Below are 22,787 nucleotides of genomic sequence, written 5' to 3' on the forward strand. Positions count from 1 at the left end.
GACCGGCCGCTGTGGTGGAACCGTGGGAGTGGAGCGGATCGACTCACCGGCGGCGCGAGTCGTGGTCGCATCGCTGCTGGACAGGGCTATGCGGGAACCGGAGTTCGGACGGCGGGCCGAGCCTTCCGGAGCGCGAGGACGAGCGCCAGGCACGCGATGAGCGCGGATGTCCACGGCAACCACTGGCTACCGGAGGAATCCAGCACGGTCGCACCGACGATGGACCCGATGCCCGCGCCGAGGTAGATGGCCGATCCGTTCAGGCCGAGGGCGACGGTGGGCGCGTCGTGGGCGATGCCGAACAGGCGATGCTGCTGCGGTACCAGGATCGCCGCACCGAACAACCCGGTGACGGCGAGCACGACGAACACCGCCCAAGCGGCATGGACGGCCACGCCGAGCAGGGCCAGACCCGCCAGTGCGCCGAGCAGCCCCACCGTCAGCGTGCGCTGCGGGCCGTACCGGTCGACCGCGCGCCCGGCCTGCGCGTTGCCGATCACCTGGCCGATGCCCATCGCCAGCAGCAACCAGGCGAGCATGCTCTGCGGCACCGAGGTCGCGACCACCACCGGCAGGTAGACGATGGTGGTGTAGACGGCGGTGATCTGTGTGGTCGTCACGATCAGCACGCGCAGCACCGCCGGACGGGTCAGCACGCCGATCCGGTCGCGCAGGCCGGTGCTCGGCAGCGTCACCCGGGGCAGCAGGAGGACCAGCGCCGCCGCGACGGCTCCGCCGACCGCGATTCCCCACAGCACACCGCGCCAGCCGATCCAGCGCTCGGCGAAGATGCCGATCGGCACGCCCGCGACGCTGGACAGCGTGATGCCCGCGGTCACGATCGACAGCGCCCGTCCTCTATGGGCGTCATCGGCGACGACGCCCGCGACGGCGAACGCGTTGGCCTGGAAGGCCGCCGCTCCGATGGCCGCAACCACACGCGCCGCCGCCATGACACCGAAGCTCTCCGCGGCGGCCTGCCCGATCATGCCGAGCACGAAAAGCGCGGCGCCGCCGCCGAGTAGCCGTCGGCGATCCCAGGAGCCGGTCGCGGCGGCGATCAGGGGAGAGGCGATGGCGTAGGTCCAGGCGAACATCGTGGTCAGCTGGCCCGCGGTGGACACAGAGACGTGCAGGTCGGCGGCGATCAGCGGGAGCAGTCCGCTGAGCACGAAGCCGTCGGTGCCGAGCACGAAAGTGCCCACGGCGAGCGGTAGGAGCGATCGATACAGATTGTTAGATGATTGTCGAAGCATCATAGGATGAGGGTGGGATATGATTCGATTGTTGTCAAATGATCGGAGAATGGAGATGCGCCCGCTGCCGCAGCCGAGTACCGCCGACATCGACCTGGTCCGGGTGCTCAGCGCCCTCGCCGACCCGGTCCGGCTCGAACTGGTGCGCGCGCTCGCCGGCGAGCGCGAACCGCTGAGCTGCAATGTCCGGGAGTTCGACGTGGAGATCACGGCGGCGACCGCCTCGCACCACTGGAAGGTGCTGCGGGACGCGGGCATTACGACGACCTTCGTCTCCGGCCGCAACCGGCTGGTCGAATTACGGCGCGACGATCTGGAGCAGCGCTTCCCGGGCCTGCTGGACGCGGTCATCACCGGCGCCCAGCGCTGAACCGGCCGCGGCGCCTTCGGCGTGGATCACCCTGAGTCCGTGTGCCCGGCGGGCGGGCCGGTCGTACGCTGAACCCATGCCTGACCGCGGTCGGATCCGAGGCGTGCTCTACGACATCGACGGCGTCCTGGTGACCTCCTGGCGAGAGATCGAGGGCGCCGCCGCCGCGGTGCGCCGGATCGGTGAGAGTGGGCTGCGCCGCGCTTTCCTGACCAACACCACCTCGCGCACTTGCGCCGAGATCGCGCAGCGCCTGTGCGACACCGGTATCGAGGTCGAGCAGGCCGAGATCGTCACCGCCGCAAGGCTGACCGCCGAGTTCGTGCGCGGACGCTACCCCGAAGCCGCCGTCTGGGTGCTCAACCACGGCGACATCACGGCGGATCTCACCGGTCTGACGCTCGACGACGATCATCCGGACGTGGTCGTGATCGGCGGAGCGGGACCGGAATTCGATCACGCCGCGCTGAGCCGGGTGGTGGAACTGATGCTGGACGGTGTGCCCGTCGTCGCCATGCACAGCGGATTGACCTGGGCGACAGCGGAAGGGCTCCGCGTCGACGCGGGCGCCTACCTGCCCGGCCTGGAGGCGGCGGGCAATGCGCGCATCGAGGTGGTCGGCAAGCCCGCCGCGGCCGGTTTCCGGACCGCCGCCGCGCTGATGCGGCTGGACCCTTCGGAGGTCCTGATGATCGGTGACGATCTGTATTCGGATGTACTCGCGGCGCAGGACGCCGGGTTGACCGGGGTTCTGGTACGCACCGGTAAATTCCGTCCCGGCGTACTGGCGTCGGCCGAGCGCGCGCCCGATCACGTCATCGATTCCGTGGCCGCGCTGCCGAAATTACTGGCGGGGTCGGCGGAGTCGGGCGAACTCGCCGTAACCGACGAATCGGAATGAAACAAAAAATTCTACAGTTTCCCTCTAAAATTGCCCGCAAACGCGACGCTGCTAGGTATCGTCTGTTCCGGCAAATGGCCAGTGACAAGGAATGTCTCACGGACAGATCGGAGTTGCCGGATGCTCGATTCGCTGATGAGCGTGCTTGTGCGCAAACTACTATGGTCGCCGGGCTTCGGCTCGGCGACCGATCAATGAGGTAGCAACTGCTCAGCCAACTTTCGGCTAACGCGATGTAGGCCGCGGGTTGTAACGAAGGGCCCGATCGATGACGATGAGTTCGGGCCCTTCTGTATTGTCTGCCCCAATGTCACAGGATGCGAATACGGGTCGAATGTATGCCGGGCAACCCGTGGAGGACCGGCAGCGTCAGCGGCGTGCGCGTTTTCTGGAGTCAGGCCTGACGGTCTTCGCGCGGGACGGCTACGCCAACAGTTCGGTCGGCGCCATCTGTAAGGACGCCGGCCTGTCCTCGCGACAGTTCTACGAGGAGTTCACCGGTCGCGAGTCCCTGCTCCTAGAGCTGTACGAGCAGATCGACCGGGAGTCGCGCGATGCCGTGAAGAAGGCGTTGGACGCGAAGTCCGGCGCGAAGTCGCTGGACGTCATCGATGCCGCGGTTCGCGCGTACGTCGAATCCATCGGATCCGATCCGCGCAAGGCGCGCGTCGCCTTGGTCGAAGTGGTCGGCGCGGGCCCGAAGGTGGAGAAGTTCCGTCTCGCGGTGCGCCGGGAGTGGGGTTCGCTGCTGGCCGGCGCCGCCGAAGACGCGGCGCTGCACGGCGAGATACCCGCGGGCGACTACGAGATGCGGATGCTCGCCATCATCGGCGCCGTCAACTACGTCGTGGACTCGTGGAGCGGTGCGGAGCCGCGTCCGCCGCTCGACGACGTGATCCGGGTGCTGAGCAGAGTGATCATCGGCGCGGTCCGCGCATAGCGTCCCGGGCCTGCGGGACCGGCGGCGACGAGCGCGGTAGCGTGCGGGGATGCAGACAGTTCCGATCCAGATGCCGGACGGCACCACGGTTCCGGTGCGGTTGATCCCCGCCGGGGGCGCGCACCGGCACCCGGTCACCCCGGACGCGCCGCGTCCGGTGCTGGTGATCGTGCCCGGACTCGGTGTTCCGGGGGGTTACTACGAACTGTTCGCCTCGAGCCTGGCGGCGCGCGGGTTCGACGTGGCCATCGGTGAGCTGCGCGGCAACGGCGACAGCAGGCCGAAGCCGAGTTCCGCCAGCACTTTCGGCTACCACGAGCTGGTCTCGGTCGACTTCCCGGCGATCTTCGAGGTGGTCCGCGAACAATTCCCGGACAGCACGCCGTACCTGCTCGGCCACAGCATGGGCGGCCAGCTCGGCGTCATGTACGCCGCGCGCGTCCGCGGCAGGCTCGGCGGACTCGTCCTGGTCGCGTCCGGCACGCCGTATTACCGCGGCTATCGCGGACTTTCGGGCCCGGGCATGCTGGTGGGCACCGCGGCGATCTCGCTGACGGCCAACTTGGCGGGCTTCTGGCCCGGCGACCGGGTGTCGATGGGCTTCGGCCGCCAGTCCAAAGTGCTGATCTCCGACTGGGCCCGGCTCGCGCGCACCGGCCGGTTCGTCCCGGTCGGCGCGGACATCGACTACGAAGAGCGCATCGCGCGGCTGAAACTTCCGGTGCTGTCCATCACGATGACCGGCGACGACCTCACCCCGCCCAGCTCCGCCGAGCATCTGCTGGAGAAACTGCCCAACGCCGAGGTGACGCGCTGGCGACAGCCGGAACCGCTGGGCCACAACGGCTGGATCCGGCAGTGCGCCGGCACTGTCGACCAGATCGAGAAGTGGCTGCGCGACCGCTGAGGCGTACCTCCGCCTTCGCTGCGGCCATGCGCGGGCTGAGGATGGACTGCGTCCGCGGCGTCTATTGGGCGTACCTCCGCCTTCGCTGCGGCCATGCGCGGGCTGAGGATGGACTGCGTCCGCGGCGTCTATCGGGCGTACCTCCGCCTTCGCTGCGGCCGGCCATTGGTCAAGCGCGTCGCTCGATCAGCGTCTGGGTGAAGAACTCGTAGATCAGCGCCGCCTGGAAAGCCGACTGCTTGTTGTCGGCGGCGCCGCCGTGGCCACCCTCGATGTTCTCGTGGTACCAGAACTCGTGGCCCTGTTCCTCCAGCAGCGCGGCCATCTTGCGGGCGTGGCCGGGATGCACCCGGTCGTCCCTGGTCGAGGTGGTGAGCAGGATCGGCGGGTAGGCGCGGTCGGCGCGCACGTTCTGGTAAGGCGAGTACTTGCCGATGTACTCCCATTCCTCCGGCTTGTCGGGATCGCCGTACTCGGCCATCCACGAGGCGCCCGCCAGCAGCAGGTGGTAGCGCTTCATGTCCAGCAGCGGCACCTGGCAGACGATCGCGCCGAACAATTCGGGGTAGCGGGTCAGCATCACGCCCATGAGCAGTCCGCCGTTGCTGCCGCCGACCGCGCCGAGCTGATCCGCGGTGGTGATACCGCGCCCGACGAGGTCTTTCGCGATCGAGGAGAAGTCCTCGTACACCTTGTGCCGGTTGGCTTTCTGCACCGAGGTGTGCCATTGCGGCCCGTACTCGCCGCCGCCGCGGATGTTCGTCATCACCCAGGTGCCGCCGCGCTCCAGCCAGCCCATCCCCGATGCGCCGCTGTAACCCGGAGTGCGCGACACTTCGAAACCGCCGTAGCCGGACATCACCGTCGGGCCGGGCCGGTCCTTGCGGTCGCGATGACGGATCACGAAGTACGGCACCGGCGTGCCGTCATCGGACGTGGCGAAGAACTGCTCGGTCTCCACGCCGGCGGCGTCGAAGAATCCGGGCTCCTGCTTGAGCCGCTCGGTGCGCCCGCCGACCGCACTGGCCAGCAGCGTGGCCGGAGTAGTGAACCCGCTGGTGCTGAGCATGAACTCGTCGCCGCCCTCCAGTGGGTCGAGATTCAGCACGCTGGTGGTGGCCATCGGCGGGGTGTCGGTCAGCGGGTCGCGGCGCCAGCCGTCCGTCCCGGGGGTGAGTACGTAGAGCTTGGTCTGCACGTCCTCGAGCGTGACCAGCAACAGGTGGTTCTCGGTCCAGCCGTAGCCGTGCAGCGAGGTGTGCGCGTCCGGGGTGAAGATCACCTCGAAATCCCGTTCGCCCCCGAGGAACTTCTCGAAATCGATGGCCAGCAGCGCGCCTGCGGGGTAGCTCGCGCCGCCGACCTCCCACGGTGACTTCAGCCGCACCAGCAGCCAGTCCTTGTACCAGGACTCACTGGCGTCGGTGGGGATGTCCAGGTGCCGCAGGGTGCCGTCGTCCTCGAGCAGATAGACCTCCTCGTTGAAGAAGTCGGTGGCGCGGCCGACGTAGTGCCGTTCGTAACCCGGTGTGCGGTCGTAGCCCGCCGAGACCGCGACATCACCGGTCTCTCCCTCGAAAACGGTGGTCGCCTCGTCCAGAGCGGTGCCGCGCCGCCAGCGTTTCGCGATCCGCGGATACCCCGAATCGGTCAGCGAGCCGGGGCCGAAGTCGGTGCCCACGTACACCGAGTCGATATCGATCCAGCGGATCTCCGACTTCGCCTCGGGCAGGAAGAAGCCGCCGTCGGCCGGGTCGAGGAACACCCGCCGCTCGAGGTCGAATTCGCGGACCACCTTCGCGTCCGCGCCGCCGCGCGACAGGCTGATCAGCGCGCGGGACTGTTCCGGGCGCAGTACCGCGGCTCCGCCCCACACCCAGTTCTCGTCCTCGGCGGCGGCCAGTGCGTCGAGATCGATCAGCACGTCCCAGTCCGGCGAGTCCTCGGCGTACTCGGCGAACGTGGTGCGCCGCCAGAGGCCGCGCGGGTGCTCGGCGTCTCGCCAGAAGTTGTAGAGCCAGGGGCCGCGGCGAGACGGGTAGGCGATCTTCGTATCGGTGTCGAGCATGTCGAGGATGCGCCGCTCCAGCTCGCGGAAGCGATCGGAGTCGGCGAACCGGGAGTGCACGACGGCGTTGTGCGCGCGTGCCCAGTCCAGGGGCCGCTCGCCGGTCACTTCTTCCAGCCAGAGGTAGGGGTCGGTCACATTCTCCACACCGCTCATCCCCACATTGTGGACGAGCCGCCCGTGCGCGGAGTTACCAGGAGTGCGCTACGTCGACCACGATGCGCGATCCGCTACCCGGTCCGTCGAGGGTGTAGGTCTGGAACGGCAGCCGGGCGCGTGTTCCGAGACCGACCGTGGTCTGGCCTTCGAAAGAGCCGGCCCAGGCCACCTGACGGAAAGTCCGGTAGTCCCGCACCTCGGTGAGCTCGGCCCGGTTCGCGGGGTTGTAGGTGGGGGTGAACGAGTCGTCGTAGGCGGGGGCGTTGACGGTGATGCTCAGGTACGCCTCGCCGCGCAGCGGGACGGGTGCGCCGGAGCCGTCCATGGTCACCCGCTCGACGTAGCCGACGTGGTACCCCGTCACGGGCCCGGCGACGTCGAACACCAAGCGGTCGAAGCAGTCGTGCCGCCCGGCGCGGACCCCGGTCAGCGGCGTGAGCGTGCGGGCCTGGCTCGTCTTGGGCATCGAACCCCAACCGGACGCACACGCCGGGTCGGCGGAGGCCGGAGCGGGCGCGATCCAGAGACCGGCGACGGTCAGGAAGGAGAAGAAAAGGGGAAGCAAGCGAGGCATGGTCGCACCGCCTTCGTGGCACGGGGATTGATGTATTACGTGCATCGGTCGAGGTGAGCGCGCTGTTACCGACGATTTCGGCGAAAAGTGTTGGCGAACGGGATAACTCGTCCACCGCTGCCGAGTAGCGGCGGCTCGCCGTTCGCTGGGGGCCGATGCCCGCTCGGCGTGGACAAGTAGGATCGCTGCCGGCGAGGCCGATGCGAACAGGAGGTTCGAGGTTGCCACCGTTTCTCTGGGAGCAGCACTGCTGCCTGCCGCTCTCGCCCGCCGCGCGCATCGGCGACCTCGCGCGCTACCCGGCCGGATCGTACTTGTCGGTGAACGTGGGCTACTCCCGGCAGTCGACCGCGGACTCTCTGGCGTTGCTGGACCGATTCCGCCGCGAGGCGTCGGCGGACGGCCGGTTTCGCCTGGTGCGCGGCATCGATGACATCGGGGCGCCCGGCGCCATCGCGCTCGCGTTCGATCTGGAGGACTCCGGCCCGCTGGGCGGCGACCTGGACAACGTCGGGCGGTTCTACGACCTCGGCGTGCGGTCGTTGCTGCCCACCTACAACCACGCCAACGCCGCGGGCTGCGGATGCCTGGACACCGAGGACACCGGACTCACCGGGTACGGCCGCGATCTCGTCCACGCGCTCAACGAAGTCGGCATGTTCGCCGACGGCTCGCATTGTTCCCGGCGCACCGGGCTGGAAGTGGCCGAGTTGAGCGTCGTCCCGATGATCTACAGCCACTCGAACTTCGCGGCCCTATGGGACCATCCGCGCAACATCACCGACGAGCAGGCGCGGGCCTGCGCCGCGACCGGCGGCGTGATCGGAATCAACGGCGTCGGAATCTTCTTGGGCCGCAACGCCGCCCACGAACGCGCCGAGCGGATCGCGGCGATGGCGCGGCACATCGAGTACGGCGCCGAACTGGTCGGCATCGAGCACATCGGAATCGGCTCGGACTATTCCTTCGACGCCGAGGACTTCAACGCCGAACTGGCGAACAATCCGGACGCTTTCTCCGAGGCATACACCACATGGGGCGCGCTGCAATGGGTGCCGCCCGAGGATCTGACCGGGGCCGCCGACGTACCCGGCCTCGACGAGGTGCTCGCCGGTCGTGGTTTCACCACAGCGGACCGGGCAGCGGTCTTCGGCGAGAACTTCCGCCGCGTCGCCCGCCAGGTCTGGCGAACCCAGCCCACGAGTGGCACATAGCCGAGAGGTCTACTTGCGTTCGCCACCGCCATGTGCCACTTACGAGAACTTCACAGGCGGACGAGCATTTTGCCGGTGTTGGCGCCGGAGAGGACGCCGAGGAAGGCGGCGGGGGCCTGGTCCAGGCCGGTGTAGACGGTTTCCTTGGTGTGGATGGTGCCGTTCGCGAGCCAGTCGGCGGCCTTGGCGATGTATTCGCCGAAGAGTGGGAAGTAGCTGGTGACCAGCATGCCGCGCAGGGAGAGTTCTTTCGTCGCGGCGAGGTAGAGATCCGGGCCCGGCTCGGCGGTGGCGCCGTTGTAGCCGCTGATCGCACCGACCAGCGCGATACGGCCGCCCGGGCGCATGGCCTCCACCGCGACGCGCAGGTGTTCGCCGCCGACGCTGTCGAGGTACACGTCGATGCCCTCGGGCGCGGCCGCCGCCAACTGCCCCGCGAGGTCGCCTTTCCGGTAGTCGACGGCGGCGTCGAAGCCGAACTCGTCGAGCAGCAGTTCCGTCTTGGCCGCGCCGCCCGCCGACCCGATGACCCGCGCTGCGCCGAGCGTCTCGGCGATCTGCCCCGCGACACTGCCGACCGCGCCCGCCGCCGCGGAGATGAACACCGTATCGCCCGGCTCGACCCGCGCCACGTTCGTCAGCGCCGCGTACGCGGTCAAGCCGGTGGTGCCGAGCGCGCCGAGGTAGTGCTGCGGTGCGGCCAGCGAGGTGTCGACGGGTGTGGCGGTGGCGGCGTCGATCACCGCGTAGTCGCGCCACCCGGCGAAATGGGTGACGGTCGTACCCAACGGAAGATTCGGCGCGGCCGACGCGATCACCTCGCCGAGAGCCGACCCCTCCAGCGCCTCGCCCACTTGGAACGGGGGAATGTAGGACGGACGATCGTCCATCCGTCCGCGCATGTACGGGTCCACCGACATCCAGGTGTTGCGCACCAGGACCTGTCCGTCGGAGAGCTCGGGGACCGGCCGCTCGACCAGCGCGAAGTTCGCGGCGGTCGGTGCGCCGACCGGCCGCGCGGCGAGTTGGAACTCACGCGAGGTGATCGGGAGGGTCGAGGTGGTCTCGGTCATGACGGTGCCTTTCCGAAGCTCCGTGGAGCGACTTCCTTCGGGACTCGCACGGGTGCGATCCGGTACCGATGACGCTATGAGCGCTCCGCTTCCGTTCCCAGGTCCTGCGCCGCCACCAACCGGTCCTTGCGCGCCGAACCGCTGCGCGACGTGGCAGGTCTGTCGCGGGACCCAGTGCCGCGACCGGTGTCCGTGACTACGGGCTGGTACTGGTTCGCGGTTGCCGGTTTCGATGCGGGCGCTATCGCCGTCTGGCCTGAGAGGGCGGCGAGCCGCTCCACCGTCGATAGGCCTTGCGCAATGCGCGGTCGTCGGTGAACCCGAGCCGCCCCGCGATCGCGGCGGTGGTCAATCGTCCCTCGGCGAGCAAGGCACGCGCGCGCTCGTAGCGGGCGCGGTCGTATTCCTCGCGCCACGTGGTGCTCTGCTCGGCAAGGTGGCGTTGCAAAGTGCGGGTGCTCACCGCCAGTCTGCGAGCCACGGCCCCGAGCGAGGGTTCGCCGTCGGCGATCGCCGAGGCGAGCGCGAGCCGGAACGATTCCAGTGGTCCCGGGATCGGTCGGGCGGTGGCCAGTACCAATTCGGCGTGGCTGCGCAGCAGGTCCGCCAGCAGGGGGTCGGCGCGGACCAGCGGTGCGGTGGCGTCGGCCTCGGTGAAGGTGATCTCGTCGACCGGGGCGCCGAAGTCGATGCGGTCGGTGCCGAAGGCTTCGGTGAGGACGCGGTGGTCGGGCGGCGCGGGGCGACTGAAGGCGACCCCTTCGGGGATGACGGGGCGACCGGTGGCTTCGCGGGCCCTGCGCAGGTAGTAGGCGAGCACGTATTCGTTGATCACCGCGACCGCCTCCGGGTCCGGCGCGGTGGTGCGGAAGCCGACGGTCAGGGCGCGGTCGTGCGTCAGGTCGAAGCCCTCCTCGGCCGCGGTGACCAGGCGGTGAAACGGCTGTGCCGTGCGCAGCGAATCCGCCAGCGTCGAACCATTGGCGAGCAGGTAGTCCCAGGTGTTGAGGGTGCCGAGCGGTGCGGCGGCGGCGACGGCCAAACCGGCGCCCGGCCCGGTTCTCGTCCGGGCCAGCAAGGCCCACAACCGCGCCAGAGAGTGCAGGGGTATCCGGTTCAGTTCGCTCGCCAGCGCTGCGTCGTCGGTACCGGGGACGGCGGCCAGCCGGTCGGCGGGGACTCCGGCGGCTCGGGCGGCGTCGCGGACCAACCGGGTCAGGTGGGTGGAGGCAGTCCCGTCCAGCGGGTTCGGCGGTGTCGCGCTGCCGCCGGAAGACATCTGCGAGACCGGATCGACACCGCTGTTCACGGGGCATGCTAACCGCACAGGTGCACCCCGTTCTTCCCGCTCGAGGGAGCCCGCCGTTCGGGTGTGGCCCACGCCTCACCAGGGTGGGGGATGGGTGGGTGAACATACCGCTGCGGAGTTAGGCTCGGTTCGTGACTTCCCACTACGATGTCGTCGTTCTCGGTGCTGGTCCCGGCGGATACGTCGCCGCGATCCGCGCCGCTCAACTCGGCCTGCGAACAGCGATCGTCGAGCAGAAATACTGGGGCGGTGTGTGCCTGAACGTCGGCTGCATCCCGTCCAAGGCGCTCCTGCGAAACGCCGAACTCGCCCACATCTTCACCAAGGAGGCGAAGACCTTCGGCATCTCCGGCGAGGTGAACTTCGACTTCGGGGTCGCCTTCGACCGCAGCCGCAAGGTCGCCGACGGCCGGGTCAAGGGCGTCCACTTCCTGATGAAGAAGAACAAGATCGACGAGTTCGACGGCAAGGGCACCTTCACCGGCCCGAACTCGCTCTCGGTCGAGCTCTCCAAGGGCGGCACCGAGGCGATCACGTTCGACAACGCGATCATCGCGGCGGGCACTGTCACCAAGCTGCTGCCCGGCACCCAGCTCAGCGCGAACGTGGTCACCTACGAGGAGCAGATCCTCACCCGTGACCTGCCCGGCTCGATCCTCATCGTGGGTGCGGGCGCGATCGGCATGGAGTTCGGCTACGTCCTGAAGAACTACGGCGTCGACGTGCGCATCGTCGAGTTCCTCGACCGCGCGCTGCCGAACGAGGACGCGGACGTCTCCAAGGAGATCACCAAGCAGTACAAGAAGCTCGGCATCACCATCGCCACCGGTGCGGCCGTGCAGTCCATCGAGGACGACGGCGCCAAGGTCACCGTCGCGATCAAGGACAACAAGTCCGGCTCGGTCGAGACCGTCACCGTCGACAAGGTGCTGCAGGCCGTCGGCTTCGCACCGCGCGTCGACGGCTACGGCTTGGAGACCACCGGCGTGGTGGTCACCGACCGCGGCGCGATCGGGATCGACGACTACATGCGCACCAACGTGCCGCACATCTACGCGATCGGCGACGTCACCGGCAAGCTGCAACTCGCGCACGTCGCGGAGGCCCAAGGCGTGGTCGCGGCCGAGACGATCGCGGGTGCGGAGACCGTCACCCTCGGCGACTACCGGATGATGCCGCGCGCCACCTTCTGCCAGCCGCAGGTCGCCAGTTTCGGTCTGACCGAGCAGCAGGCCCGGGACGAGGGCTACGACGTGAAGGTCGCGACCTTCCCGTTCACCGCCAACGGCAAGGCGCACGGCCTCGGCGACCCGACCGGTTTCGTCAAGCTCATCGCCGACGCCAAGTACGGCGAGCTGATCGGCGGGCACCTCATCGGTCCGGACGTCTCCGAGCTGCTGCCCGAGCTCACCCTCGCGCAGAAGTGGGACCTCACGGTCAACGAGCTGACCCGGAACGTGCACACCCACCCGACGCTCAGCGAGGCCCTCCAGGAAGCCTTCCACGGCCTGGCCGGGCACATGATCAACTTCTGATCCGGTCGCGGAGAGAGGGCGTGCGATCGTAGATCGCACGCCCTTTTCATTTGTCGGCCAATGGTTTCCGCCTCGGTAGGGCCGCTGGAGGTCGGCGCGGGCGCGGGCGGTCTGCTATACAGCGTGCATGCTTCGCAGGTGGTTGATCGGAAGTGTGCCGGTGCTCGTCGTGGTGCTGCTGCTGGGGACGGGCACCTTCTACCTGATGAACGCGCGCACCTTCCAGTTGGCCGGTCACGTGGTCAGCAGGGTGGACACCGACGCGCGAGTCGTCGCGCTGACGTTGGACGACGGGCCGTCCGATCGCGCTCCCGAGGTTCTGAAAGTCCTTGCTGACGCGCGAGTTCCGGCCACGTTCTACCTGAACGGGCGTGATCTCGCCGCGCGTCCGGAGCACGGCAGGGCGATCGCGGCCGCGGGCCACGAGATCGGCAACCACACCTATTCGCATCGGCGGATGGTGTTCGTCACACCCGGCACGGTGCGGGACGAGGTGGAGGGGACGGACGCCGAAATCATGAAGACCGGTTACGCGGGCCCTATCACCTTCCGGCCGCCCTACGGCAAGAAATTGTGGATGCTGCCGCATTATCTCGCCGAGCACGACCGGGTGACCGTGACGTGGGACGTCGAGCCCGATTCGGGCCGGGCGGACGTCACCGCCGACGACATCGTCGCCGAGACGCTCGGCAAGGTCCGTCCGGGGTCGATCATCCTCTTGCACGTCATGTACGGGAACGCCGAGGCGTCGCTCGCCGCCATCCCCCGCATTGTCACCGAATTACGCGCCGCGGGCTATCAATTCGTCACCGTGTCCGACCTGATGTCCCGCTGATCCGTCCGGTGCGCCGAGCCGGTCGACCGGTGGATCGGAGCCGCGTCGCAGCGGCCGCCACTCGGTCGTAGTCGCTGCGGACCCCGGCCGGTCTGCTAACCGGCGGCCGGGAGCATGCCGTAGGCGTGGGTGGGGGTGAACAGGACCAAGGCGCGGCGGTCGGTGACCATCGCGGCGCGGTACTCGTCCCAGTCGGGGTGCTCGCCGTTGGCGGTGCGGTAGTAGTCGACGAGCGCGTCGACGGTGGGGTCGCCGGGCGCTGCGGCGACCGGAGTGAGTTCCACCGTGCCTTCGAGCACGGCGTAGGCGAAGAAATCCTCGCGGGTCACGTGCAGTGCCGCCCATGGATCGCGCACGAGGTTGTGATACTTCGCGCGGTCGGCGGTGATGGAGATGCGGATCCGGCCGTCGGCGCCGACGACGTGCAGCACGTTGGACAGTTGCGGGCGTCCGTTGCGGCGGATCGTGGTGAGCACGGACCTGCGATGTTCGCGTGCGAAATCGACGGCGGCGGCGAGTTCCATGTCCGTGTAACCCGCGGCGCGGGGAGTCTCTTCCCCGGTCAATCGCGGTGGTAGGCCGCCTGTGCCTCGCGTACGCGAGGCATGTTGGTCTCCAGCACCTGGATCAGCGATTCCAGGTGCGCGGCCACTTCCGCGCCCAATTCGGTGAGGGTGTATTCGACGCGCGGCGGAATCGTCTCCTGCACCTCGCGGTGCACCATGCCGTCGCGTTCCAGCGCTTGCAGAGTCTGCGACAGCATGCGTTCGCTCACGCCGTCGACCCGTCGCCGCAGGGCGCTGAACCGGTACGGGCCTTCACGCAGCGCGACCAGCGCCAGGGTGCCCCAGCGACTGGCCACGGTTTGCAGGACCGGCCGTGAGGTGCAGTTGCGCGCGAAGACGTCGGCTTCCAGCGTCGGGTCGTCGGCCTCCGCCGAGCCGGTGTGCTGGGTCGTCATGACCATCATCGTACCCAACTTGACCGCAGTGGGTGCGGAATGCATAGTACTTACGAATAGTTAGTGCATATAAATCAGTACACACTCTGGAGGTAGTCATGACCATCGCCGTAACCGGAGCGAGCGGGCAGCTGGGCCGACTCGTAGTGGCGGAGTTGTCGCGCGCGGGATCGACGCCCGTCGCGATCGTGCGTGATCCGGGGAAGGTCGCCGATCTGGCCGAACGTGGCGTGGACGTACGCGGGGCCGCCTACGACGACCCGGCCGCGCTGGAGCGCGCACTCGACGGCGTCGACCGGGTGCTGCTCATCTCGGGCAACGAGTTCGGCGCGCGAGTGGCGCAGCACACCAATGTCATTCGCGCGGCCGAACACGCCGGCGTGGAACTGCTCGCCTACACGAGCATTCCGGGCGCTACCGACAACCCGCTGATCCTCGCGCAAGAACACAAGGGCACCGAGGCGGTGCTCGCCGAATCGGCCGTGCCGCACGTCCTGCTGCGCAACGGCTGGTATTGGGAGAACTACGTGGGCGGTCTCGCGCACGCGGTGGAGTCGGGCGTACTGCACGGCGCCGCGGGCGAGGGGCGCGTGGCGGGCGCGGCGCGCGCCGACTACGCCGAAGCGGCCGCCCGGGTGCTCACCACCGATGGTCACGCGGGCCGGGTGTACGAACTCGGCGGTGGCGAAAGCCTCACCTATGCCGAACTGGCGCAGGTGATTTCGGAAGCCGCGGGCAAGCCGGTGCGCTACGAGAACCTGCCGGAGGCGGACTACGCCGCCGCGCTGATCCAGGCCGGGTTGCCGGGGGCCTACGCCGAGGCGCTCGCCGACGCCGACGCGGGCATCGCCAATGGCATCCTCGACGTGCGCTCGGGGGACCTGGAGAAATTGCTCGGCCGACCGGCTACCCGGGCTGTCGAAGTCTTCCGTGCGGCGCTGGGCTGACACACTGATCGCTGCGTGTAGAGCCACCGCCTCGCGACGGTCGCGGGTGCGGCAACGCCATCGCAGGCGGGACAAGATGCTCTGTGATCCGGTGGCTCGGACGTGGACGACCGTGTGCCGGTTGATCTCCGAATACGAACGGATCGTTGATCGGGGTATTCGGTACGCCGAGGGTCGGGTCGGCCGCTACCCCGACGGCCGAGGTCTTCCGGGGCGAATCGACCCGGCCGGGCATCCGGTGGAGTTGCCCTGTAGCGCCGATCGGGATCGAAAGTAACGGTCGCGGGTGGCATCGCGCGTCGAAGGGCCGGATGCGGCGGCCTGTTTCCACGCCGACACATCCGGCCGGGCTACCGGTTCCAGCGAAGCTCGAGTGCTACACCCACTGCACCAGCTGGATGATGATCCCGTTCGGATCGCTCATCTGGAAGTACCGCTCGCCCCACTCCTCGGTTTCGATGGGCGTCACGATCGGCACCCCCTCGTCCCGCAACCGGGTGTATTCGGCGTCGATGTCGTCGACGACGAAGGCGACGAGCAACCCCTCGCCCGCGCTGCCCGCCTTGCTCTTCGGCTTGAAGCTCGCCAGGCCGGTGCGCAGGTAGACGACGTTCAGGCCGGCGTCGCTCCGGTCCAGTGAGACGAACCCGTCGGCCGACATCTTCTCCTCGAAGCCGAGGTGGTCGATGAGGAACTTCGCCGAGGCGACCGGGTCGGGGACGTTGAGCGAGATGGCGGAAGCGGTGATGTTCATAGGCCCTCCTCGGTGATTAAATCTGTACTAAGTACACTGTACTTTGTAGAGGTTTTTCGGGCGACCCGCATTATGAGCTGAGTCACACCGATACCATCGGTGGTTCGAGGTGGTCGAGGAGGCAGCGGTGGGACAGCCGAAGGAACGCAGCAGCGCGGGTGACCCGGTGCGCACGCTGGAACTGCTCTGGCGGATCCCGCCGGAATCGGGCACCGGCCGGGGCCCGAAGCAGCGCAGCAGCGTCGAGGCCGTCGTCACCGCCGCGATCGAGATCGCCGACGTGGAGGGGATCGGAGCGCTCACGATGCGCGCGGTCGCCAACCGGCTCGGCCTGACCCCCATGGCCACCTACACGTATGTGCCGGGCAAAGCCGAGTTGATCGACTTGATGCTGGACACGGTGTTCGCGCGGATGGAGCGCGCGGACCTCACCGGTCTGCCCTGGCGTGAGCGGGTCGTCCGGATCGCGGCCGAGAACCGCGCCATGCTCGCCCGCCATCCGTGGGTGGCGTATCTGCCGACCACCCGGCCGCCACTCGGACCTGGCCTCGCCGCCAAGTACGAACACGAGCTAGGGGCCTTCGCGGACCTCGGACTCGACGACGTCGCGATGGACGCCGCGCTCACGTTCGTGCTCGGGTTCGTCACCTCCGTCGCCCGTATCGCCATCGACAGCGCGCGGGCGGCGTCGGACAGCGCGCTGTCCGACGGGCAGTGGTGGGAACGGGCCGCGCCCGTGCTGGCGCAGGTGTTCGACGCGGAGCGCTACCCGCTCGCAGCCCGTGTCGGCACGGCCGCGGGCCAGGCGTACGACGCCGCCTACAGCGCCGACCACGCCTACGAGTTCGGGCTGACGCTGGTGCTCGACGGCTTGGCGCGCCGCATCGAGGGGCCGTCCGCTGGGGTCTAGACGCCGTCGCGCTGGATGCGCAGGGCGGTGATCGTCGCGGCCAATCCGTCGTATTGGTTGATCAACAGCACGATTTCGATGAGGCTGCGCTCGTCGTAGTGCTTCGCCAGCTCGGCCCAGGTGTCGTCGTCGAGGTCGCGAGTCTCGACCAGTCGGTCCACCGCGGCCAGCAGCGCGCGGTGCTTGTCCGACCAACCCGCCGCTTCGGGGCCCTTGCGCAGCCGCTCGAGGATTTCGGTGGTCACCCCCGCGCGGCGACCGAGCCGGATGTGATGATCCATTTCGTAGTCGCAGCCGCGCAGATGCGCGACCCGGATGATCACCAGTTCCGACTCGTGGCGCGGTAGCCGCCCGCCCGGCATGAGTTTGCCCGAGTAGTGCAGCCAGCCGCGGAACAGTCCGCGGGTGCGGCCGAGGGTGCTGAACAAGTGGGCGTCGCCGGTGCCCGCGGCGCGGGAAAGCACCTGCCAGACAACCCAGTTGAGCGGGCCGAGTTCGCGCAGCCGTCCGGGCGAGATGCGTGGTTGCAGCGCTGAAACCATCGTGGTTGCCACCTCCGCGTGGTCTGTGCGGCCGGCGTCGGTGCCGGCCGAGAAAGAGCCTACTCGGCAGTATCCCGCGCGGCGCCCGCCATTCTTTTGCTTTCGGAGTGGTTTTCGGCCGGGTACCCCGTCATCATCAGTACCGGTGCGGGTCACCGCGGCCGCGATGAGTTGGCGCGGCGTCAGGTGTGGACAACAGGTCGGCAGGGGAACAGATGCTGGTGAGGATCAGGCCCGGAGCGGAGCTTTCCGGCGCCGAGCGGGAATTCGTCGCGTGCCTGCGGTCGTATCCGACCACCGGTTTCGCCGTGATCGATCTCGAGGCGGACAACCGGCGCGTCGACGCGGTGGTGTGCACCCCGCGGGGCCTGACCGTGCTGGAGGTGCACGGATTCCAGCGCAGGCAGAGCGGCATTCTGAGCACACCGGCCGAAGGGCCGTGGAAGATCAGCGACGCGCCGGTGGAATTGGACGACCCGGAATCCGGGAGCCCCGCCGAGCGCGTGGAACACGGCATCTACGCGGTCAAGCACATGCTCCAGCGGGCGTTGCAGGACCCGGGGCACATCAGCGGCGCCGTGGTGCTCGTCCCGTTCCGCGGTGCCGTGGTGCGTCCGGCGCGCACGAACCTGCGGCCGGGGTTGGACGTGGTGGTCGGAAATGTCACCGACGCGACCGAGTTGCGCATCTACCTGGAGGGATTCTCCGCGGGACCGCGCGACTGGACCGCGGACCGGGTGATCGGCGCGTGCGGCGCGCTCGGGCTGGCGGAGATCGCCCCGACCCGCGCCGAACTCCTCGAGGCGGGCTTCGAGGAGAACGCGCCGGAGCCGGTCACGACCATTCCGCGCACACCGAAGCCGCGGGTCGAGCCGAAGCCCGGCGCCGCGACGAAGAGCCAGGCCTACGCGGGCTGGTCGGTCGTCGTGATCGCCGTGGTCGGGGTCCTGTTCGTGCTCGGCGTGATCGCCACCGCGCTGGCGCACGACTCGGCGCAGCCGATTCCGGCGACCGGTACGACGACTACCACCCCGTCGCCGCCGTCGCACCGGCCCACCGAATGCTTCCCCTTCCAGCAGAACTGCTGATCCCTCAATCCCGCACGGCGCGGCCCAGTTTGGTCAGGCGCAGTGCGTGCTGGGCGCGAGCCAGCACGTGTGTTCGGGAGGTGTCGATATGGGCGGTGAGGGTCTGCGCCGCCGCGTCCACCGCACCCGACACCAGGAGTTCGGCGACCGCGATGTGCTCGGCGGTCATGGTGGCGATCCGCTCCGGAGTCGGCATGTCCAGCGTGCGCACCGGGCGCACCCGGATGTGCACGGCGGTGAGCGCCTCGGCGAGTGCGGCGTTGCCCGCGGCGGCGAGCAAGGTGGTGTGGAAGCGTTCGTCGGCGGCCACCAGCGCCGGTCCCGGTTCGGGCGGGTCGTCGCGCAGCGCGCGCCAGGCGTCGAGCTCCGCGCGCACGAGATCCAGATCGTGCGCGGGCGCCTCACCGGGCGCCCGCACGCGTTGCATCCCCCTGGCTTCCAGCACCAGCCGCAGCTCGTAGAGGTGATCGAGTTCGTCGAGCCGGGGCCGGTACGGGTAGAGGCCGTCGGCGAGCCGCTCGACCAGGCCGTCGGCCTGCAACCGGGCCAGCGCCTCGCGCACCGGGGTGCGCGACACCCCGTAGGCCTCGGCGAGGCGTTCCTCGCCGAGCCGTTCGGTCGGCACGATCGCTCCGGTGGCCAGATCCCGCCGCAACGAGTCGTACACCTGCTCGCGCAATGGAATCCGACCCCTGTCGCGGGTCACGGCGGCGCTCAGATCGCCATCGCCGAGCGGACTTCGCTCTCGGCGCCCGCGCCACCCGCGCCCGTGGAGGTCACCCGGCCGGACCGCAGCACGTAGTAGCGCTGCGCCGCCTGCAACGCGAAGCCGATGTGCTGTTCGACCAGCAGCACGCTCAGCCCGCCCCGGCGGGTGAGATCGATGATGGTGTGCTCGATCTCGGCCACCACCGACGGCTGGATGCCCTCGGTCGGCTCGTCCAGGATGAGCAGCTTCGGCTCGGTGATCAACGCCCGCGCGATGGCCAGTTGCTGGCGCTGGCCGCCGGACAGCAGGCCCGCCTTCCGTGCGAGCAGTTCGCGCAGCGCGGGGAACAGATCGAGCGATTCGTCGATCAGCGCCTTGCCGCGTTTACGGCCGTCCGCGACCACCTGCAGATTCTCCGCGGTGGTCAGTTGCGGGAAGCTCTGCTGTCCCTGCGGCACATACGCGATCCCGCGACGCACCCGCCGCGACGGCGACAGTTTGGTGATGGCCTCACCGTCGAACTCGATCCGGCCCGACTTGGTGCCGATCAGGCCGACGGCCGTGCGCAGCAGCGTGGTCTTTCCCGCGCCGTTGTGCCCCATGACGGCGACCACGCTGTCGTCCGGGACGGTCACCGAGACGCCGTGGATGACTTCGGTGCGGCCGTAGCCGGCGTGGATATCGGTGAGTTCAAGCATCGCTGTCCCCTTTCCGGGGTGACTCCGGGCTCGGCGCGGTCGAGGCGTCCTCGAGTTCGGTGCCGACGGCCGCGGCGGTGCCGAGGTAGACCTCCTGGACCTTCGGGTCCGCCTGCACCTGTTCGACGGTCCCCTCGCTGAGCACCTTGCCGCCCGCGAGAACGGTGACCGAGGTGGCGAAGGCACGCATGAAATCCATGTCGTGCTCGACCACCACGACCACCCGGTCGCCGCCGATGCGGCGCAACAGGTTTCCGGTCTCCTCCCGTTCCTCGGCGCTCATGCCGGCCACCGGCTCGTCCAGCAGCAGCACCGACGCGTTCTGCACCAGGAGCATGCCGATCTCGAGCCATTGCTTCTGCCCGTGCGCGAGTACCCCGGCGGGCTTGTCGCGCAGGCCGGTCAGACCGGTGGTCTCCAGCGCCTCCTCGATCACGGGGAGCACCGATTTGCGGCGGCGCAGCATGGTGAGCGCCGAACGGCCCGCACCCGCGGCGATGTCGAGATTTTGCAGCACGCTGAGCTGCTCGAACACGCTCGCGGTCTGGAATGTCCTTCCGACGCCGAGCCGGGCGATCCGGTGCACCTTCTTGCCGAGCAGTTCCACGCCGGTCTTCTGCGCCGACCCGGTCGCCGGGACCAGACCGGTGATCGCGTCGATGAGCGTCGTCTTGCCCGCGCCGTTGGGACCGATGAGGAAGCGCAGATCGCCCTGCAACACCGTCAGATCGACATCGGTGACGGCCTTGAATCCGTCGAAACTCACCGACAGTCCACGGATCTCCAGGTACTCGCTGGACATTCCCGCGTTGCCGCCGAGCTTCGGTTCGTGCGTCGTCTCGGTCATCGCGATTCCACCTTCTCCGTCGCGGGTTCCGGCAGCGCCTCGACCATCGCGGCGGCAGGCGGGTCGGCGGGCCGCCGCAACCGGTTACCCAGCACACCTTTCAGCAAGGGCCACAATCCGGCGAGGCCCGCGGGCACGAAACCGACCACCACGATGAACAGCACGCCTTGCAGATACGTCCACCCCGAGGGGAACTCCTCGGACAGCGCCGTCTGCGCCCATGCCACGCCGATCGCGCCGAGCACCGGCCCGAGCAGGGTGGTCCGGCCGCCGATCGCGACGCCGATGAGAAACGCGATGGACGGAACGACGCCGATGTCGGCGGGGGAGATGATGCCGACGATCGGTGTGAACAGCGCGCCGGCGACGCCGGCGAAGAACGCCGCGACCACATAGGCGACGATCTTCACGTTCGCCGGGTCGTATCCCAGGAAGCGCACCCGCTCCTCCTGGTCGCGCACCGCGACGAGCAACTCGCCGTACCTGCTGTGCATCAGCTGTCGCACCAGCGCGACCACCACCAGCAGCGTGCCCGCCGCGATGAAGAACAGCATCTGCCGGTTGACCGGGTCGGACAGCTTGAACCCGAAGAATGCGCGGAAATCCGACAGACCCGTGAATCCGCCGATGGCCTGCTGGCCGGTCAGCAGGATGGCCAGCGCGGCGGCGAGCGCCTGACTGAGGATGGCGAAGTACGCGCCCTTCACGCGGCGCTTGAACACGCCGTAACCGAGCGCCGCCGCGATCAGCGCGGGCACCACGAGGATGCCGAGCAGCGCCACGGGAGCGGACGCGAACGGCGTCCAGAACGACGGCAATTCGCGAATGCCCGCGATCTCCATGAACTCCGGCACGTCGTTGCCGAGCCGGGCGGCGTCGGCCATCTGCAGATGCATGGCCATGATGTAGGCGCCGATGCCGAAGAACACGCCCTGCCCGAGGGTGAGCATTCCGCCGCGTCCCCAGGCCAGCCCGATGCCCACCGCGACGATCGCGAAGCACAAGAACTTCGCCAGCAGGTTGAGCCGGAAATCGCTGAGCACCGCGGGCGCGACCGCGAACAACAGGACGGCGGCGACGGCGAACCCGGCCAACGCGGTGAGCGACGGATGCGCGCGCCACCGTTGTACGAGTGTGGTCATGCCAAACTCCTGGTCCGGACGGTGAACAGGCCCTGCGGACGGACCTGCAGGAAGATCACGATGACGACGAAGACGACGACTTTCGCGATGGACGCGGTGGTCGAGTATTCGATGTAGGAATTGAGCAGGCCGAGCGCGAACGCCGCGATCACCGTGCCCTTGATCTGGCCCAGCCCGCCGATGACCACCACGAGGAACGCATCGATCAAGTAGCTCTGGCCGATGGTCGGGCTGGTCGAGCCGATCAGGGTGAGCGCGACGCCGGCCACGCCCGCCAGACCCGAGCCGATGAAGAACGTGCTGATATCGGTGAAACGGCTGGACACGCCCGAGGTTTCGGCCAAGCCGCGGTTCTGCACCACCGCGCGGATCCGGCGGCCGAGCGGAGTCGCCGCGAGCACCGCGGCCAGCGCGGTCACCGCGACCACCGCCAGGACGAGGATGAAGATGCGCGTCTTCGGCACCACCGCGCCCAGGATCGTGACGCCGCCGCTGAGCCACTCCGGCGCGATGACGTTCTTGGCGGGCGCGCCGAAGATATCGCGGGCCAGCTGTTGCAGCACCAGCCCGACGCCGAAGGTGACCAGCAACGTGTCCAGCGGCCGGTCGTACATCCAGCGGATCAGGCCCATCTCCAGCGCGGCGCCGAGCAGGCCGCCGACCAGGAAACCGATCAGCAGCGAGACGATGAGCGAGACGCCCGCCGAGGAGATGACCTTCTGCACGACGTAGGTCGTGTAGCAGCCGGCCATGATGAACTCGCCGTGCGCCATGTTGATCACGCCCATCTGCCCGAAGGTCAGCGAGAGGCCGAGCGCGGCGAGCAAGAGAATCGATCCCAGACTCAGCCCGGTGAAGAGCTGTCCGATCACAACGTCCATGCGAGCTCCTGTGTTTGATCTGCGGCCGGGCCGCGAACGGAACATGTTCGGTCTCGATTCGCTCGAAACCGGGAGTCGAGGCGCTCGGGGGCGCGTTGGTGTCCGATGCTGTCCGCGGCCCCCCTCATTACGCGCTCCGCGTGATCGCCGCGGCGACTGGGTCGCCG

24 protein-coding genes are annotated in these 22,787 nt (G+C 68.7%); 10 read left to right on the forward strand and 14 right to left on the reverse strand.

The features are described from left to right. Positions 1-86: 86 nt before the first annotated feature. The gene (locus tag ACZ6DL_RS10835) at positions 87-1,205 is read right to left on the reverse strand and encodes an MFS transporter (RefSeq protein WP_466050307.1); all 1,119 of its coding nucleotides are present in this window, start codon (positions 1,203-1,205) and stop codon (positions 87-89) included. Positions 1,206-1,305: 100 nt separating this feature from the next. Here ACZ6DL_RS10835 and ACZ6DL_RS10840 point away from each other — a divergent pair, with 100 nt between their 5' ends. From ACZ6DL_RS10840 to ACZ6DL_RS10855, 4 genes are all read left to right on the forward strand, one after another. Beyond that, a complete protein-coding gene (locus tag ACZ6DL_RS10840; RefSeq protein ID WP_201298008.1) occupies positions 1,306-1,626 on the forward strand; it encodes an ArsR/SmtB family transcription factor in 321 nt (106 codons plus the stop codon). A 76-nt stretch (positions 1,627-1,702) separates the two neighbouring features. Further along, a complete protein-coding gene (locus ACZ6DL_RS10845; RefSeq protein WP_466050308.1) occupies positions 1,703-2,527 on the forward strand; it encodes an HAD-IIA family hydrolase in 825 nt (274 codons plus the stop codon). Positions 2,528-2,834: 307 nt separating this feature from the next. Continuing rightward, entirely contained in the window at positions 2,835-3,467 is a 633-nt protein-coding gene (locus ACZ6DL_RS10850) for a TetR/AcrR family transcriptional regulator (protein ID WP_245659782.1), read from the forward strand. Between the two features lie 49 nt (positions 3,468-3,516). Further along, positions 3,517-4,374: an alpha/beta hydrolase family protein gene (locus tag ACZ6DL_RS10855; RefSeq protein WP_466050309.1), complete on the forward strand. Its 858-nt coding sequence runs from the start codon at positions 3,517-3,519 to the stop codon at positions 4,372-4,374. Between the two features lie 169 nt (positions 4,375-4,543). On the opposite strand, the gene ACZ6DL_RS10860 is transcribed toward ACZ6DL_RS10855, so the two are convergent. Beyond that, entirely contained in the window at positions 4,544-6,598 is a 2,055-nt protein-coding gene (locus ACZ6DL_RS10860) for a prolyl oligopeptidase family serine peptidase (protein ID WP_466050310.1), read from the reverse strand. Positions 6,599-6,632: 34 nt separating this feature from the next. After that, complete coding sequence (locus tag ACZ6DL_RS10865) at positions 6,633-7,175, reverse strand: AMIN-like domain-containing (lipo)protein (RefSeq protein WP_466050311.1); 543 nt, start codon at positions 7,173-7,175, stop codon at positions 6,633-6,635. A 221-nt stretch (positions 7,176-7,396) separates the two neighbouring features. On the opposite strand from ACZ6DL_RS10865, the gene ACZ6DL_RS10870 reads away from it, so the two are divergent. Then, the gene (locus ACZ6DL_RS10870; protein ID WP_466050312.1) at positions 7,397-8,389 is read left to right on the forward strand and encodes a dipeptidase; all 993 of its coding nucleotides are present in this window, start codon (positions 7,397-7,399) and stop codon (positions 8,387-8,389) included. A 50-nt stretch (positions 8,390-8,439) separates the two neighbouring features. On the opposite strand, the gene ACZ6DL_RS10875 is transcribed toward ACZ6DL_RS10870, so the two are convergent. Both ACZ6DL_RS10875 and ACZ6DL_RS10880 read right to left on the reverse strand, forming a co-directional pair. Then, positions 8,440-9,462, reverse strand: coding sequence for an NADP-dependent oxidoreductase (locus ACZ6DL_RS10875; RefSeq protein ID WP_466050313.1), 1,023 nt, complete (start codon positions 9,460-9,462; stop codon positions 8,440-8,442). A gap of 241 nt (positions 9,463-9,703) precedes the next feature. Further along, positions 9,704-10,771: an AraC family transcriptional regulator gene (locus ACZ6DL_RS10880; protein WP_466050314.1), complete on the reverse strand. Its 1,068-nt coding sequence runs from the start codon at positions 10,769-10,771 to the stop codon at positions 9,704-9,706. 131 nt (positions 10,772-10,902) lie between these two features. Here ACZ6DL_RS10880 and lpdA point away from each other — a divergent pair, with 131 nt between their 5' ends. Together lpdA and ACZ6DL_RS10890 are read left to right on the forward strand one after the other, a co-directional pair. Then, positions 10,903-12,306 carry a dihydrolipoyl dehydrogenase gene (gene lpdA / locus ACZ6DL_RS10885; RefSeq protein ID WP_466050315.1) on the forward strand — a complete coding sequence of 468 codons (1,404 nt, stop codon included), beginning with the start codon at positions 10,903-10,905 and terminating at the stop codon, positions 12,304-12,306. Positions 12,307-12,433: 127 nt separating this feature from the next. After that, entirely contained in the window at positions 12,434-13,141 is a 708-nt protein-coding gene (locus ACZ6DL_RS10890; protein ID WP_466050316.1) for a polysaccharide deacetylase family protein, read from the forward strand. A gap of 95 nt (positions 13,142-13,236) precedes the next feature. Here ACZ6DL_RS10890 and ACZ6DL_RS10895 read toward each other — a convergent pair whose 3' ends face one another. Both ACZ6DL_RS10895 and ACZ6DL_RS10900 read right to left on the reverse strand, forming a co-directional pair. Further along, positions 13,237-13,665 carry a PPOX class F420-dependent oxidoreductase gene (locus tag ACZ6DL_RS10895; protein WP_466050317.1) on the reverse strand — a complete coding sequence of 143 codons (429 nt, stop codon included), beginning with the start codon at positions 13,663-13,665 and terminating at the stop codon, positions 13,237-13,239. A 38-nt stretch (positions 13,666-13,703) separates the two neighbouring features. Next, complete coding sequence (locus tag ACZ6DL_RS10900; RefSeq protein WP_040870863.1) at positions 13,704-14,102, reverse strand: winged helix-turn-helix transcriptional regulator; 399 nt, start codon at positions 14,100-14,102, stop codon at positions 13,704-13,706. Between the two features lie 98 nt (positions 14,103-14,200). Here ACZ6DL_RS10900 and ACZ6DL_RS10905 point away from each other — a divergent pair, with 98 nt between their 5' ends. Further along, positions 14,201-15,049, forward strand: a complete 849-nt coding sequence (locus ACZ6DL_RS10905; RefSeq protein ID WP_466050318.1) for an SDR family oxidoreductase — start codon at positions 14,201-14,203, stop codon at positions 15,047-15,049. A gap of 376 nt (positions 15,050-15,425) precedes the next feature. On the opposite strand, the gene ACZ6DL_RS10910 is transcribed toward ACZ6DL_RS10905, so the two are convergent. Further along, on the reverse strand, positions 15,426-15,803 hold the full coding sequence (locus ACZ6DL_RS10910) for a VOC family protein (protein WP_466050319.1): 378 nt from the start codon (positions 15,801-15,803) through the stop codon (positions 15,426-15,428). A 127-nt stretch (positions 15,804-15,930) separates the two neighbouring features. Here ACZ6DL_RS10910 and ACZ6DL_RS10915 point away from each other — a divergent pair, with 127 nt between their 5' ends. Beyond that, positions 15,931-16,713 (forward strand): TetR/AcrR family transcriptional regulator, encoded by a 783-nt coding sequence (locus ACZ6DL_RS10915; protein WP_466050320.1) that lies wholly within the window; start codon positions 15,931-15,933, stop codon positions 16,711-16,713. On the opposite strand, the gene ACZ6DL_RS10920 is transcribed toward ACZ6DL_RS10915, so the two are convergent. Then, entirely contained in the window at positions 16,710-17,243 is a 534-nt protein-coding gene (locus ACZ6DL_RS10920) for a carboxymuconolactone decarboxylase family protein (RefSeq protein WP_466050506.1), read from the reverse strand. The two genes, ACZ6DL_RS10915 and ACZ6DL_RS10920, sit on opposite strands and share 4 nt — an antisense overlap. Before the next feature lie 227 nt (positions 17,244-17,470). Between ACZ6DL_RS10920 and ACZ6DL_RS10925 the strand changes: the two genes are divergently transcribed. After that, positions 17,471-18,343, forward strand: coding sequence for an NERD domain-containing protein (locus ACZ6DL_RS10925; protein WP_466050321.1), 873 nt, complete (start codon positions 17,471-17,473; stop codon positions 18,341-18,343). A gap of 4 nt (positions 18,344-18,347) precedes the next feature. On the opposite strand, the gene ACZ6DL_RS10930 is transcribed toward ACZ6DL_RS10925, so the two are convergent. Genes ACZ6DL_RS10930 through urtB form a run of 5 tightly spaced genes read right to left on the reverse strand, consistent with a single transcriptional unit; the run spans position 18,348 to position 22,620 of the window. After that, a complete protein-coding gene (locus ACZ6DL_RS10930; RefSeq protein ID WP_466050322.1) occupies positions 18,348-19,049 on the reverse strand; it encodes a GntR family transcriptional regulator in 702 nt (233 codons plus the stop codon). A gap of 8 nt (positions 19,050-19,057) precedes the next feature. Continuing rightward, complete coding sequence (gene urtE, locus ACZ6DL_RS10935) at positions 19,058-19,750, reverse strand: urea ABC transporter ATP-binding subunit UrtE (protein WP_466050323.1); 693 nt, start codon at positions 19,748-19,750, stop codon at positions 19,058-19,060. Next, positions 19,743-20,597, reverse strand: a complete 855-nt coding sequence (urtD, locus tag ACZ6DL_RS10940; RefSeq protein WP_040870582.1) for an urea ABC transporter ATP-binding protein UrtD — start codon at positions 20,595-20,597, stop codon at positions 19,743-19,745. The genes urtE and urtD overlap by 8 nt, the downstream gene beginning before the upstream one ends. Continuing rightward, positions 20,594-21,739: an urea ABC transporter permease subunit UrtC gene (urtC, locus tag ACZ6DL_RS10945; RefSeq protein ID WP_466050324.1), complete on the reverse strand. Its 1,146-nt coding sequence runs from the start codon at positions 21,737-21,739 to the stop codon at positions 20,594-20,596. The genes urtD and urtC overlap by 4 nt, the downstream gene beginning before the upstream one ends. Beyond that, positions 21,736-22,620, reverse strand: a complete 885-nt coding sequence (urtB, locus tag ACZ6DL_RS10950) for an urea ABC transporter permease subunit UrtB (RefSeq protein ID WP_466050325.1) — start codon at positions 22,618-22,620, stop codon at positions 21,736-21,738. Before urtB ends, urtC begins: the two co-directional genes overlap by 4 nt. Positions 22,621-22,787: the final 167 nt, after the last annotated feature.

Source organism: Nocardia sp. NPDC041819 (assembly GCF_055590505.1).